Consider the following 12,246-nt stretch of genomic DNA (forward strand, 5'->3'; position numbering starts at 1 on the left):
CCGGATCACGCCGCGGTCACGGACTCTGGGAAGGGAGAAGAGAAGTCGGGGAACGGAGGACGTCATGTTGTCTGTCGTGTTCACTTGGGCCGCCGCTGTGGTCGGTCTGCTGGTCCTTGCGCTGATGGCCCTCTCGGGCGTGATGATCGACTCCCAGAGGTAGGACCCCGTCGGCACCAGCGTGTGATGGGGAAGTCAGACGCTGGTCAGGGAGTGTTGCTGGCGGAGCAGTTCCGCCAGCCTGCCGGCCGGCTGGGGCCGGGTCTCGTCCAACGCGGCCGTGAAGCGCGCCGGAGCACCGGTCCGTGCGCGCGCCGCGGCCGCGGTGTCCAGCCGGAACGCGGGACGCGCCGCGGACGGGCGCTGGCGGGAACGCAGCCAGGCCAGCCGGTGCAGGGCTTCCGCGTGGTGGTCCGTGATCGTGACGGCAGCCTTGTCGAACGAGTGCAGCACTGCCGCGTTCAGGTGAACGGTCGCGAAGTCCCGCCACAGCGTGCGTTCGGACGACGTGTCCAGGCCCAACGCCTCGGCCACCTCGCGTGCCACGCCGTACGCGCCTTCTTCCGCCAGCGACCGCGTGCCGATCTCCGCGCCGACGAACCACGAGTTGAACGGCGCCGCGGGGTAGTGCACGCCACCGATCGACAGCCGCATGTTCGAGATGACCGGCACCGCGTGCCAGCGCAACCCCAACTCGCCGAACCACGGCAGGGTCGGGTGCTCCAACGGCACCTCGTGCACGATCTCGGACGGCAGCGTGAACAGCCGCGGTCCCTCGTGCTGGGTCTCCACCACCAACGGCAGCAGGTCGAACCGTGACCGCCGTACGGGCGGACGCCACCCCATGCCCTGCATGGTTTCCGTGAACTGGGCATACCGGCGGTCCCCCGTGCCGTCGGCGTACCCGGCGTACCGGATCAGCTGCTCGTTCCAGATCACCGGTCCCGGCGATCCGGGCGCGTCCGGTGCGAAGACCGTGACGAGCGGCCGGATCTCACCGCCGTTGGTCGCGAGCCGCAGGTGCTCGACGCACTCGCCCGCGACGGCGGCGGCGTTGCGGTAACCGCGCAGGTCGCGGACCTTCAGCCGGCGCCACGGCACGCCCGAGGTGCACCAGCCGGAGTCCCGCAGCGCGATCCGCGCGCCGTACGCGAGCTCATTGGTCGTGTGGCGGTAGGTTCCGGTCTCGGCGATCTCGGCGCGCACCTGGGCGATGCGGGCGGACAGCGAGCCTGCGTCGGAGTGCGCCGCGTGGAACATGCGCACGAACTCCTCCGCTGCGGGGAGGACGTCGGGGGTCACGGAGCGAGAACCTAAGGCCGGAAGCGCCTCACGCGTCACTGCCACTCGGGGCATTTCGGGTGATCAACACCGGCCACTCCAACGAGTGAAGGTGGGACCCGTAGTGGTGAAAGCCCTCGCTTGAGACCTCGATCAGGTGAGGTCGTTCCGCCGGAACATCAGGTCGTGCGACACGCGGCCCTCGTTCACGGCCCGCTGCTCGAACTTCGTGACCGGCCGCCAGTCCGGCCGCGGCGCCCAGCCGTCGAACACGTTGGTCAGCAGCCGCTCGCCGGAGCACACCTCGAGCATCTGGTCCGCGTAGTGCTCCCAGTCCGTCGCGAGGTGCAGCACGCCGCCCGGCTCCAGGCGCGAGGCCAGCAACGACACGAACTCCGGCTGCACGAGCCGGCGCTTGTGGTGCTTCTTCTTCGGCCACGGGTCCGGGAAGAAGATCCGCACGCCGTGCAGCGACGCGGGAGCGATGTGGTCGGTCAGGAGGTCGACGGCGTCACCGCGCAGCACGCGCAGGTTGTCGAGGCCGCCGAGGTGCTCGCCGCGCAGCAGCAGCTGGGCGAGTCCCGGCTTGTAGACCTCGACGGCGACGTAGTTGAGCTCGGGAGCGGCGGCGACGAGCTGGGAGGTGGTCTCGCCCATGCCGGAACCGATCTCCAGCAGCACGGGGGCGGAACGACCGAACCAGGTGTCGAAGTCGAGCGGCCCCTCGGGCAACGACTTGACGTCGTTGCCCATCTTCTCCCAGTACGTGTCCCAGGCGCGCTCCTGTCCCACGGTCATGCGCTCGCCGCGCTGGACGAAGCTGACGATGGAACGGGGGAACTCAGGGCTGGTCACGACCGGACAGCCTACGCAATGAGCTCGATGTCCTCGATCTGCGCACGCAGGTCCGCCACGGTGAAGTCGATCGGCTGGGGGTGGCCCGGCCCGTGGTGCGCCGGCACGAGGTGGATCCAGCCGCGGTGCGCGTCGGTGAACTGCACCGTCGTCGGGGTCGCGGGCCCGTAGACACCGCTTTCCGACGGCACGTACTCCCAGTACCCGATCTCGCCGAAGTCGGCCCACGGCACGAACACCCAGCCGGGTCGCGCCGACAGGAGCTCGGTCACCGCGTCCTCGACGGCGTGGCCCTCGGCCCGAGAAGGGATCTTCGCGCGGTTCAGCGCCCTCAACCACCACGGCGCCGGGACGTCACCGACCGCGCTCACCGCGCGGTACGTCGCCAGCACCTCCTGCTCCTCCGCCGTGTGCACCCAGGAGCGACGAGCCTGGGCGGGAGTGCTCGCCAGAGCGGCGGAGTTCGGACCCTCGAGCGCATCAGACCACTCGAGGCTGAGCATTGCTTCGACGTGAACCGTCATAGGCCACCTCCGAGCTGGGGATAACCCAATTGAACGCGAATCCAAACGCCTAGGTTGTCCGAATCGTCGGTTTTCACGGTTTGTTAACAGTGGCCTTACTCAAGCTGTGACGCCAGGCACGTTGCGCCACGAGGTGGAAACACGATGAAGCTGACGTGCCACTGCTGCCCGCGCTCGTCGCCGCGCTGCCGTTGCTGCTCGCCGCGCAGACGATCGAAGAGCAGGAATGGCACCTCGACGCGCTCGACGTCTACGCCGCCCAGGACCAGACCCGCGGTGACGGCGTCGTCGTCGCGGTGATCGACTCCGGAGTGGACGCGAAGCACCCGGATCTGGCCGGCCGCGTCCTGCCCGGAACGGGTTTCGGCAGGTCGAAGGGCACGGACGGCACGACCGACACCGACGGCCACGGCACCGGGATGGCCGGGATCATCGCCGCGACCGGACGTGGCGGCGGCGCGCTCGGCATCGCACCGGGCGCCAAGATCCTGCCGATCGCGAGCGCCGACGAGAAGGAGCAGTTCGGGCTCGACGTGGTCGGCGAGAGCATCCGGTGGGCGGCCGACCACGGCGCAAAGGTCATCAACCTGTCGCTCGGCTTCTCCAGCTCGCTGACGCCGACGCTGGTGAAAGCTGTGAATTACGCGATCGAGAAGGACGTCGTCCTCGTCGCCGCCACCGGCAACGAGGGCGGGCAGGTCTCCGCGCCCGCGAACATCGGCGGCGTGGTCGCCGTCGCCGGCACGACCCGCGACGGCCAGCCGTGGAAGTCGTCCAACGTCGGCGCGGACACCGTGCTCGCCGCACCGGCGGTCGGCATCGTCACGACCGCGCCGGAGAGCGTCTACTCCAGCGGCTACGCCGAGATGGACGGCACGAGCGCGGCGTCGGCGATCGTGTCCGGCGTCGCCGCGCTGGTGCGGGCGAAGCACCCGGGAATGCCGGCCAAGGACGTCGTCAACGCGCTGGTCAAGACGGCGAAGGACCTCGCGGAGCCCGGCCGTGACGCCGCGACCGGGTTCGGCATGGTCGACCCGGTCGGCGCGCTCACCGCGCAGCTCCCGCCGGTGGAGCGCAACCCGTTGCTCCCGGCGCCGAAACCGTCGACCACGCAACCGGCTCCGACGCGCTCCGCCCAACGCCCCGCACAGCCGGCCGTCGAGATCGCGGACCGGCTGCCGTTCGTCGCCGCCGTGGCCGGTGGCACCGCCGTGATGACGGGCCTGCTGATCGCGTTGCCCGCCATCAGGTCACGGCGCCCCAAGCCCGTCGTCAGTGAGCCTGGTACTCCACCGACTCCTTGGTGAGCTGCATGAAGGCCTCCTCCAGCGACCCGCGCTGGGGGCTGAGCTCGTGCAGCACGACCTGGTTCTCCGCCGCGAGCTCACCGATCTGCTGCGCGGGGATCCCCTGCACCACCAGGCTCCCGTTCGTCGCGTCGTCGGTGACCGTCGCGTGGGCGGCGAGGATCTCCCGCAGCTTCGCGGCGTGCGGCGACCGCACCCGGACGGTGTCCTGGGTGGCGTCGGCGATGAACTGCTCGGTGGACGTCTGCGCGATCAGCTGACCCCTGCCGATCACGATGAGGTCCTGCGCGGTCTGCGCCATCTCCGAGAGCAGGTGGCTCGACACGAACACCGTGCGGCCCTCGGCCGCGAGCCGGTGCATGAACTGCCGGATCCACAGGATGCCCTCGGGGTCGAGGCCGTTGACCGGCTCGTCGAACAGCAGCACCTCGGGGTCGCCGAGCAGCGCGCCCGCGATGCCGAGCCGCTGCGACATGCCGAGCGAGAACCCGCCCGCGTTCTTGTGCGCGACCTCGGTGAGGCCGACGACCTCCAGCACCTCGTTCACCCGGCTGACCGGGATCTTGTTGGAGACCGCGAGCCACTTGAGGTGCGAGCGCGCGGACCGGTTGGGGTGCACCCACTTCGCGTCGAGCAGCGCGCCGACCTTGCGCAGCGGCTGCTTGAGCTCGGCGTAGTGCTTGCCGTCGATCGTGACGTCGCCCCCGGTGGGGGTGTCGAGGCCGAGGATCATCCGCATGGTCGTGGACTTGCCGGCGCCGTTCGGGCCGAGGAAGCCCGTGACGCGGCCCGGCCGGACGGTGAACGACAGGTCGTCGACGGCCTTGGTCTTGCCGTAGTGCTTCTGCAACCGCACTGCTTCGATCATGACCACTCCCGGTTCGCTCGAAGAACTGACAGGGACCTGGGTCATCCCCCGACGGATGACCCAGGTCCCTCTCCCCTTTATTCGGACCAGGTCACGCGTCGCGCCGCTTCGCGACGACCAGCGCGACCACCAGCAGCGCGACGGCGATCCCGGCGAAGTAGGCCAGCGATCCCCACTGGCTCAGCTTGAAGTCGATGCCCATGCCCGCCTGCTCGGATCCGGCGGCCTCCGGGCCGTTCAGCATCAGGAAGTGGTTGGCGTTCTGGAACGGCAGCCACGCCTGGATCTTCACGCCGGCCTTCGGGATGATCCCGATCAGGCCTTCGAGCAGCATGTTCCACACCAGCAGGATCGCGACGGCGCCGGCGGTCTGGCGGACCAGGACGCCGACCGCGATCGCGATGACCGCGCCGATGCCGTAGAGCAGGCCGACGCCCGCGACGTGCCGCCACTCGGCGCCGGAGTTGATCGCGAGGTCCGAGGCCGGCGAGAGCACCTTCGCGATGCCCACCGAGCCGAACGCGATGACCTCGCCGAGGACACCGGCGATGAACGCGACCACGACGGTCTTCGAGACCAGCGCGGAGATCCGGTTCGGCACCGCGAGGAACGTGGCGCGGATCGTGTTGAAGCGGTACTCGGTCGTGACCGCGAGGGCGGCCATCACCAGCACGACGGACAGCGCGAGCTGGCTGCTGCCGAACTGCGTGACGCCGAGGGACAGCTGACCGTTGTCGGTCGAGGCCGCGATGATCGCGGTCAGGCCGACGCCCAGGACGATGGCGAGCGCGCTGCACCAGTACGGCGAACGGGTGGAGAAGAGCTTGATTCTCTCGACTGCCAACAGGGTCATCAGACTCACTTCCCGATCTCTGCGTGGTACTCGACAGCATCGCCGGTCAGCTGCATGAACGCCTCTTCGAGCGAACCGCGCTGGGGGCTCAGCTCGTGCAGGACGACACCGTTGGCAGCGGCGATGTCACCGATCTGGTCACTGGTGGCACCCGATACGGACAACGCGCCGTCCGCGTTGTCACGAACCGTGAAGCCCTTGTCGACGAGGAGCGGACCGAGCTGGGACAGCTGAGGACTGCGCACGAGGACGGTGTTGCCCGTCGAGCGGTCGATGAACTCCTGCGTGGTGCTCTGCGTGATCAGCTTCCCCCTGCCGATCACCACGAGCTCGCTCGCCGTCAGCGCCATCTCCGACAGCAGGTGGCTCGACACCAGGACCGTGCGGCCCTCGGCGGCCAGGTTCTGCATGAACGTGCGGATCCAGAGGATGCCCTCGGGGTCCAGGCCGTTCACCGGCTCGTCGAACAGCAGCACCTTCGGGTCGCCGAGCAGTGCCGCGGCGATCCCCAGCCGCTGCGACATGCCGAGCGAGAACCCGCCGGCGTTCTTGCTCGCGACCTGCGTGAGGCCGACGGCCTCGAGCACCGCGTCGACGCGCGTCTTGGGCAGGCCGTTGGAGACGGCGAGCCACTTGAGGTGGGCGCGGGCGGACCGGTTGGGGTGCACCCACTTGGCGTCGAGCAGCGCGCCGACCGTCTGGAGTGGACGCTTGAGCTCGGTGTAGGGCTTGCCGTCGATCAGCACGCGGCCTGCCGTCGGACGGTCGAGCCCCAGGATCATCCTCATCGTGGTCGACTTGCCTGCGCCGTTCGGACCGAGGAAGCCGGTCACCCGTCCAGGTTGGACGGTGAACGACAGGTCGTCGACCGCGACCGTCCTGCCGTATCTCTTGGTGAGGCCGATTGCCTCGATCATCTGCTTTCCCCTCTCGGTGACAGGGACAACTCTCCTGCTCCGAGGGGGTCGGGCACATCGCCCTGCGGTCTGCGGCGGACGTCAACTTCCGTCGCCGGGTGCCGCTACCTCAGTCGTAGTTGAATGAGCCACATGGGATACACGGAAGCTCCCGACGGCTGGTGGCGCGAGTTCGTCCTGGCCAAACCCGCCCGCACCGCCAAGCTGGCGGTGACCCGCAAGGACGGGTCACCGCACGTCGCACCGGTGTGGGTGGACCTCGACGGCCCGGACCTCGTCTTCCTGACCGCGCGCGACACGGTGAAGGGCAAGTCGATCCTGCGCGACGGCCGGGTGGCCCTGTGCTTCGACGACGAGATCCCGCCGTTCAACTTCGTGACGATCACCGGCCACGCCGTCGTGGACGAGGACCCGGAGCAGCTCAGGTACTGGGCCGGCCGCACCGCGGCGCGCTACATGGGCGACGACCAGGCCGACGCCTACGCCGAACGCAACGGCGTGCCCGGTGAGATGGTCGTCCGGGTGAAGATCGACAAGGTTGTGGCCAAGCAGAACGTCTCCGACTAGACCTCGACGGTGGCGAGCGGGTCGACGCCGTAGTTGCGCGCGTACCCGTTCTCCACCCCGACCAGCAGGTCCACCACCTCGAACCAGGTGTCCCAGAACGGCGTTTCCCGCAGCGCCTCCACGAGCAGCTGGTACGCCTCGTGGTCACGGGCCTCCCACACCCACACGTCGGTGACGCGCGTCGAGTAGAACTCCGTGTCGTAGAACCGGGATCGCACGCCCTCCGCCCTCTCCTTGATCACGGGCAGGACCTCGGCCGTGAACGCGTCCACGCGCTCGGAAACGGTCATGGTGAGCCACTTCGGCGTGGTCTTGACGAGCATGAACGCGGTGACGCCGGCCTCTTCGAAAGTTGTCATGGGTCCATGCTGGGAGCGGCCGAGGCTTGCTCGCCACGCAACTTCAGCAAGGCAGCGTTGCTTACGATGCAAAGGTGCCTGATCAGCTCGATCTGAACCTGCTGCGCGTCTTCGACGCCCTGCTCCAGGACGGCAGCGTCACCGCGGCCGCCGAACGGTTGCACCTGTCGATCCCCGCGACCAGCCGGGCGCTCGCGCGGCTGCGGCGGGCGATGGGCGACCCGGTCCTGGTGCGCGCGGGCCGCGGGATGGTGCCGACGCCGTTCGCGCTCCGCATCGCGCCGCGCGTCCGCTCGCTGCTGGACGAGGCCGCCGCGCTGGTCAACGCGAAGGAGCTCGACCCTGCCGAGCTGCGCAGGACGTTCACGATCCGGGTCGGCGACGGCGTGGTGACCCAGCTGGTCACCGAGATGGCGGCACGGGCGCCCGGCGTCGTGCTGCGGTTCGTGCCCGAGGGCGACGAGAGCGTCGACGCGTTGCGAGACGGTTCCGTCGACCTCGACATCGGCGCCGGGTACGACGCCGAGTCCGACATCCGGTCCACCGTGCTGTTCCGGGAACGGCTGGTGGGCGTCGTCCGCGCCGACAGCCCGCTGGGCAACCGCCCGACGCTCAGGCAGCTCTGCCGGTACCCGCACGTCTCGGTGTCCCGCCGAGGTCGGACGCGAGGTCCGCTGGACGTGGCGTTGCAGGCGGCCGGTCTGCAACGACGGGTCGCCGCGGTCGTCCCGTTCTACACCGCCGCCGCCCTGCTGGTGGCGTCGAGCGACCACGTCGGCCTCGTTCCGCAACGCCTCGCGGAGCAGTTCCCCGGCCGCCTGCGCTGGTTCCCGGTCAGCGCGGACCTGCCGGAGATCGACGTGCGCCTGCACTGGCACGCCCGCCTCGACGCCGACCCCGCACACCGCTGGCTGCGCGAGACGGTCCGGGCCTGCGTCTAGTCGGGGAAGAAGCGGTCCAGCACCTGCGCGGCGCCGTCCTCCAGCACGGTCGGCGCGACCTCGTCCGCCGCCGCCTGGACGGTCGCGGGTGCCTGCCCCATCGCGACGCCGAGTCCCGCCCACGTCAGCATCTCGACGTCGTTGCTGCCGTCACCGATCGCGAGGGCGTCCCGCGGGCTGATGCCGAGCTCGGCGCACAGCTCGTCCAGCGCGGAGCCCTTCGTGACGTCCGGCGGGACCGCGGTCAGCCACGGCTCGGTGTGGTCGACGGACCACTCGATGCCGGGCAGCTCCAGGTCCTTCACGGCGAACGCCAGCTCGGCCGGCGTGTGGTCGAGCCAGCGCATGACCAGCCGCGGTGTCGGCGTGGCGGCCATCTCGTCGAACGTCGAGCCGATCGTCTCGCCCCACAGGTCGCCGGGCAGGAACTGGCCGAGCATCAGGTTGCCGACGCCGGTGCGTTCCACCGCGAAGACGCTGCCGGGCAGCAACGCCCGCAACGCCTCGATGGTCGGACCGGGCTCGAACGTCGTGCGCTTCGGGATCTCGTTCGCCGCCGGGTCCCACCACACGGCGCCGTTCGAGCAGAGGGCGAACGAGGCGGGGACCTGGGCGGCGATCGGGGTGACGCCGATCAGGCTGCGGCCGGTGGCCAGCACGACCTTCGACCCGTGTTCCGCCACGCGCGTGATCACCGCTTGCACGGCCGGTGAGATGTCGTTCGAGCCGACGTGGGTCAGGGTTCCGTCGATGTCCAGCGCTACCAGCCGAGGTCTCCAGGTCACGTGGCACCACCCTAGGCGAACGTTAGTGAATTGTGGTTCACTAACTCCCGTGGCACGACCTCGCACGATCACCGACGAACGGATCCTGGCCGCCGTCGCGGCCGTCATCGACCGGCGCGGACCCGAGTTCACCGTCGCCGACGTGGCGGCGGAGGCCGGTGTCTCCGTGGGGGCGGTGGCGAAGCGGTTCGGGTCCAAGAGCGGGTTGCTGCAGGCGCTGACCCGGGCCGGCACCGAGGAGGTCGTGCGCCGGATGCGGGAGGCCGGGTCCGTGCGCGAGGCGCTGCTGACGTGGTTCGACCGGATCGCCGACCCCGTGGTGGCCGCCAACAACCTGGCGCAGCTCGGTGTCGACCTGATCGACCCGGAACTGCGCGCGTTGCTCGCCCGGCACTACGCGGTGCTGGAGGCGGAGCTGGAAGTTCTCTGCGCGGCGGAGGGGTTGCCGGGCAACGCGGCCCGGATCCTCGCCGCGCTGGTCTACGGGATCTCGATGGACTGGTCGGTGCGGCCGCGCGGGGACCTGCTGGCGCGCACGGCCGAGGACGTCGACACGGTGTTGAAGGGGATGCGCTGATGGCCACCTGGGCCGAGTTCACCGCGGAGCAGCCGGAGATGGCGGCGTTCGTGCAGTCGCGGTTCGCTGTCGATCGTCACGCGTTGATCGCGACGCTGCGCCGGGACGGGTCGCCGCGGATCAGCGGCGTGGAACCGGACTTCTCCCGCGGCGAGCTGTGGGCGGGGATGATGCCGGGCTCACTGAAGTCGCGTGACCTGCAACGGGATCCGCGCTTCGCGCTGCACTGCATGAGCACCACCGCGTCGATGACGGAGGGCGGCGACGCGAAGGTCAGCGGGACCGCGGAGTTCTTCGCCGACAAGGAGCTCTACCTGGCGGAGCTGTTCGAGCGGACCGGGTGGCGGCCGGAGCCGGCGGAGCTGGACCTGTTCCGGTTCGACGTGCACGAGGTCGTGCAGCTCACGGTCGAAGGGGACGAGATGGTCGTCCTGTCCTGGGGAGAAGGAAGAGGGGTTCGGCGTGTCACCAGGAAGTGAGCCTGATCTGAGCGGGAAGGTCGCCGTGGTCACCGGGGCCACCCGCGGGGCCGGGCGGGCCATCGCCGTCGAGCTGGGGGCGGCCGGGGCGACTGTGTTCGTGGGTGGGCGGACCACCCGGTCGTCCCGCTCCGAGGTCGGGCGGGCGGAGACGATCGAGGAGACCGCCGCGCTCGTGGACGCGGCCGGTGGGCGCGGGATCGCCGTGCGGTGCGACTTCACCGTTCCGTCCGATGTGGACGCTCTGGCCGCTCGGGTCGGGGACCGGCTCGACATCTTCGTGGACAACGCGTGGGGCGGGGAGAACCTCGTCGAGTGGGGGAAGTTCTGGGAGCACGACCTTGAGCGGCAGCTGCGGATGTTCCGCAACGGGGTGGAGACGCATCTCGTTGCGTTGCACCGGTTGATGCCATTGGTCCTGCGGTCGGACTCCGGGCTCGTCGTCGAGGTGACCGACGGGGAGGACGGCGAGGCCTACTTCGTCAACCTCGCCTACGACGCGGTGAAGAACACGGTGCGGCGGTTTGGCGAGGTGCTGGCGAAGGATCTCGCGGACTTTCCTCACGTGACCGCTGTGGCTGCCACTCCCGGGTTTCTGCGGTCCGAGCAGATGCTGGAGACGTTCGGGGTCACCGAGGAGAACTGGCGGGATGCTGTGGAGAAGGTTCCGGATTATGCGTTGTCTGAGACTCCGCATTATCTGGGGCGGGGGATTGCTTGTCTCGCGGCTGATGAGGATCGGCGGCGGTTTGCTGGGCAGTGTTTGTCGTCTTGGCGGTTGAAGCGGGAGTACGGATTCACTGATCTTGACGGGTCCCAGCCTGACTGGGGGCTTTGGTGGGAGGACGTGGTTCAGCCTCGGATGGCTGGGGTTGTTGTTGAGGCTGATCCGTTGCGGTATCGCTGAGCGTCTGTTTCAGGCGCGGGGCTCCGCCCCGGACCCCGCCAGCTGATCAAAGACCGGGCCGGCGCCGTGCGTGGGTTGATGGCACGCCTGTTTCGTTGGGCGGCTTGCTGTTGCGTGCGTGGTGCGGTTCGGGTGGGGTGGTCCCGTCCCGAACCGGGGCAGAGCGAGCCACACCAGGTCAGGGGTGTCAAACCGCCGAAAAGCGTGGCGGTTTGACACCCCTGACCTGGTGCAGCGAGTGCTTTGCACGGCTCGTGACGGGACCACCCCACCGGAACCTTCTGTTTCAAGCCAAGAGCAAAAGCCAAAGCAAAAGCCAAGACTGCTCGGCTTCGCCTTCGCGGGGCTCGCCTTCGGCTTCGCGTTAGGCGTCGCCTGGGCGGACCAAGCCCGTTTCGTATGCCAGGACCACTGCTTGCACTCGGTCCCTCAGTTCCAGCTTTGCCAGGATTCTGCCCACGTGGGTCTTCACCGTGGCCTCGGACAGGAAGAGCTTTCTTGCGATCTCCGTGTTGGAGAGGCCCTTCGCGATCAGCACCAGGACTTCCCGCTCGCGTTCTGTCAGGACGTCGAGGACTGTGGCGTCGCGCAGTTCGCCGCCGCCGTCTCCCAGGAAGCGGCCCAGCAGGCGCTTGGTCACCGACGGGCTGACCACCGCGTCGCCCGAGGCCACCGCTCGCAGGGCCGAGACCAGGTCCGACGGGGGTGTGTCCTTCAGGAGGAAGCCGCTCGCGCCGTTGCGGAGGGCCGAGAGGGCGTACTCGTCCATGTCGAAGGTGGTCATCACCAGGACCTTCGCCGTGTTGGCTTCGGCGATGCGCTTTGTCGCTTCCACGCCGTCCAGGACCGGCATGCGGACGTCCATGAGGACCACGTCGGGGCGCAGTTTGTCGGCCATCTGGACCGCGTCCAGGCCGTCGGCCGCTTCGCCGATCACGTCGATGTCCTCTTGCGCGCCCAGCACCATGCGGAAGCCCATGCGCATGAGTTCCTGGTCGTCTACCAGCAGCACCCGAATCACTCGAT

At 69.3% G+C, this 12,246-nt stretch carries 15 protein-coding genes; 6 read left to right on the top strand and 9 right to left on the bottom strand.

The genetic code is table 11. The features are described from left to right. Window positions 1-195 precede the first annotated feature (195 nt). The 3 genes from VF330_RS14935 to VF330_RS14945 all read right to left on the bottom strand — a co-directional run bounded on the left by VF330_RS14935 (window position 196) and on the right by VF330_RS14945 (window position 2,660). The gene (locus VF330_RS14935) at window positions 196-1,302 is read right to left on the bottom strand and encodes a nitric oxide synthase oxygenase (protein ID WP_330852180.1); all 1,107 of its coding nucleotides are present in this window, start codon (window positions 1,300-1,302) and stop codon (window positions 196-198) included. Between the two features lie 132 nt (window positions 1,303-1,434). Further along, complete coding sequence (trmB, locus tag VF330_RS14940) at window positions 1,435-2,079, bottom strand: tRNA (guanosine(46)-N7)-methyltransferase TrmB (RefSeq protein ID WP_330852218.1); 645 nt, start codon at window positions 2,077-2,079, stop codon at window positions 1,435-1,437. A 68-nt stretch (window positions 2,080-2,147) separates the two neighbouring features. After that, window positions 2,148-2,660 (bottom strand): hypothetical protein, encoded by a 513-nt coding sequence (locus tag VF330_RS14945; RefSeq protein ID WP_330852181.1) that lies wholly within the window; start codon window positions 2,658-2,660, stop codon window positions 2,148-2,150. A gap of 155 nt (window positions 2,661-2,815) precedes the next feature. Here VF330_RS14945 and mycP point away from each other — a divergent pair, with 155 nt between their 5' ends. Beyond that, window positions 2,816-3,967 (top strand): type VII secretion-associated serine protease mycosin, encoded by a 1,152-nt coding sequence (mycP, locus tag VF330_RS14950; RefSeq protein ID WP_330852182.1) that lies wholly within the window; start codon window positions 2,816-2,818, stop codon window positions 3,965-3,967. Here the strand turns inward: mycP and VF330_RS14955 are convergent. The 3 genes from VF330_RS14955 to VF330_RS14965 form a co-directional block, all read right to left on the bottom strand. Then, window positions 3,933-4,835 carry an ABC transporter ATP-binding protein gene (locus VF330_RS14955; protein ID WP_330852183.1) on the bottom strand — a complete coding sequence of 301 codons (903 nt, stop codon included), beginning with the start codon at window positions 4,833-4,835 and terminating at the stop codon, window positions 3,933-3,935. The genes mycP and VF330_RS14955 overlap by 35 nt on opposite strands. Before the next feature lie 91 nt (window positions 4,836-4,926). Beyond that, window positions 4,927-5,688, bottom strand: coding sequence for a hypothetical protein (locus tag VF330_RS14960; RefSeq protein ID WP_330852184.1), 762 nt, complete (start codon window positions 5,686-5,688; stop codon window positions 4,927-4,929). Between the two features lie 5 nt (window positions 5,689-5,693). Further along, on the bottom strand, window positions 5,694-6,605 hold the full coding sequence (locus tag VF330_RS14965; RefSeq protein WP_330852185.1) for an ABC transporter ATP-binding protein: 912 nt from the start codon (window positions 6,603-6,605) through the stop codon (window positions 5,694-5,696). 132 nt (window positions 6,606-6,737) lie between these two features. On the opposite strand from VF330_RS14965, the gene VF330_RS14970 reads away from it, so the two are divergent. Continuing rightward, entirely contained in the window at window positions 6,738-7,172 is a 435-nt protein-coding gene (locus tag VF330_RS14970; RefSeq protein WP_330852186.1) for a PPOX class F420-dependent oxidoreductase, read from the top strand. Here VF330_RS14970 and VF330_RS14975 read toward each other — a convergent pair. Then, on the bottom strand, window positions 7,169-7,531 hold the full coding sequence (locus VF330_RS14975) for a darcynin family protein (RefSeq protein ID WP_330852187.1): 363 nt from the start codon (window positions 7,529-7,531) through the stop codon (window positions 7,169-7,171). The two genes, VF330_RS14970 and VF330_RS14975, sit on opposite strands and share 4 nt — an antisense overlap. Before the next feature lie 74 nt (window positions 7,532-7,605). Between VF330_RS14975 and VF330_RS14980 the strand changes: the two genes are divergently transcribed. Next, the gene (locus VF330_RS14980; protein WP_330852188.1) at window positions 7,606-8,472 is read left to right on the top strand and encodes a LysR family transcriptional regulator; all 867 of its coding nucleotides are present in this window, start codon (window positions 7,606-7,608) and stop codon (window positions 8,470-8,472) included. On the opposite strand, the gene VF330_RS14985 is transcribed toward VF330_RS14980, so the two are convergent. Next, on the bottom strand, window positions 8,469-9,257 hold the full coding sequence (locus tag VF330_RS14985) for an HAD family hydrolase (RefSeq protein WP_330852189.1): 789 nt from the start codon (window positions 9,255-9,257) through the stop codon (window positions 8,469-8,471). The genes VF330_RS14980 and VF330_RS14985 overlap by 4 nt on opposite strands. 49 nt (window positions 9,258-9,306) lie before the next feature. Between VF330_RS14985 and VF330_RS14990 the strand changes: the two genes are divergently transcribed. From VF330_RS14990 to VF330_RS15000, 3 genes are read left to right on the top strand one after another with little or no spacing between them, the layout of a single operon-like run. Then, entirely contained in the window at window positions 9,307-9,834 is a 528-nt protein-coding gene (locus tag VF330_RS14990) for a TetR/AcrR family transcriptional regulator (protein ID WP_330852190.1), read from the top strand. Continuing rightward, window positions 9,834-10,313 (top strand): pyridoxamine 5'-phosphate oxidase family protein, encoded by a 480-nt coding sequence (locus tag VF330_RS14995; protein WP_330852191.1) that lies wholly within the window; start codon window positions 9,834-9,836, stop codon window positions 10,311-10,313. Before VF330_RS14990 ends, VF330_RS14995 begins: the two co-directional genes overlap by 1 nt. Window positions 10,314-10,320: 7 nt before the next feature. Then, complete coding sequence (locus VF330_RS15000; RefSeq protein ID WP_330852219.1) at window positions 10,321-11,220, top strand: SDR family oxidoreductase; 900 nt, start codon at window positions 10,321-10,323, stop codon at window positions 11,218-11,220. Window positions 11,221-11,584: 364 nt separating this feature from the next. Here VF330_RS15000 and VF330_RS15005 read toward each other — a convergent pair whose 3' ends face one another. After that, window positions 11,585-12,241 carry a response regulator gene (locus VF330_RS15005; RefSeq protein WP_167969448.1) on the bottom strand — a complete coding sequence of 219 codons (657 nt, stop codon included), beginning with the start codon at window positions 12,239-12,241 and terminating at the stop codon, window positions 11,585-11,587. Window positions 12,242-12,246: the final 5 nt, after the last annotated feature.

The sequence above is a fragment of the Lentzea sp. genome (genome assembly GCF_036380075.1).
In the GTDB taxonomy this organism is placed as follows: domain Bacteria; phylum Actinomycetota; class Actinomycetes; order Mycobacteriales; family Pseudonocardiaceae; genus Lentzea.

Excerpts from the sequence above, each read along its gene's own strand:
- VF330_RS14970 (WP_330852186.1), top strand. The coding sequence starts at position 6,738 with ATGGGATACACGGAAGCTCCCGACGGCTGGTGGCGCGAGTTCGTCCTG.
- VF330_RS14965 (WP_330852185.1), bottom strand. The coding sequence starts at position 6,605 with ATGATCGAGGCAATCGGCCTCACCAAGAGATACGGCAGGACGGTCGCG.
- VF330_RS14960 (WP_330852184.1), bottom strand. The coding sequence starts at position 5,688 with ATGACCCTGTTGGCAGTCGAGAGAATCAAGCTCTTCTCCACCCGTTCG.
- VF330_RS14955 (WP_330852183.1), bottom strand. The coding sequence starts at position 4,835 with ATGATCGAAGCAGTGCGGTTGCAGAAGCACTACGGCAAGACCAAGGCC.
- VF330_RS14995 (WP_330852191.1), top strand. The coding sequence starts at position 9,834 with ATGGCCACCTGGGCCGAGTTCACCGCGGAGCAGCCGGAGATGGCGGCG.
- VF330_RS14975 (WP_330852187.1), bottom strand. The coding sequence starts at position 7,531 with ATGACAACTTTCGAAGAGGCCGGCGTCACCGCGTTCATGCTCGTCAAG.
- VF330_RS14945 (WP_330852181.1), bottom strand. The coding sequence starts at position 2,660 with ATGACGGTTCACGTCGAAGCAATGCTCAGCCTCGAGTGGTCTGATGCG.
- trmB (WP_330852218.1), bottom strand. The coding sequence starts at position 2,079 with ATGACCGTGGGACAGGAGCGCGCCTGGGACACGTACTGGGAGAAGATG.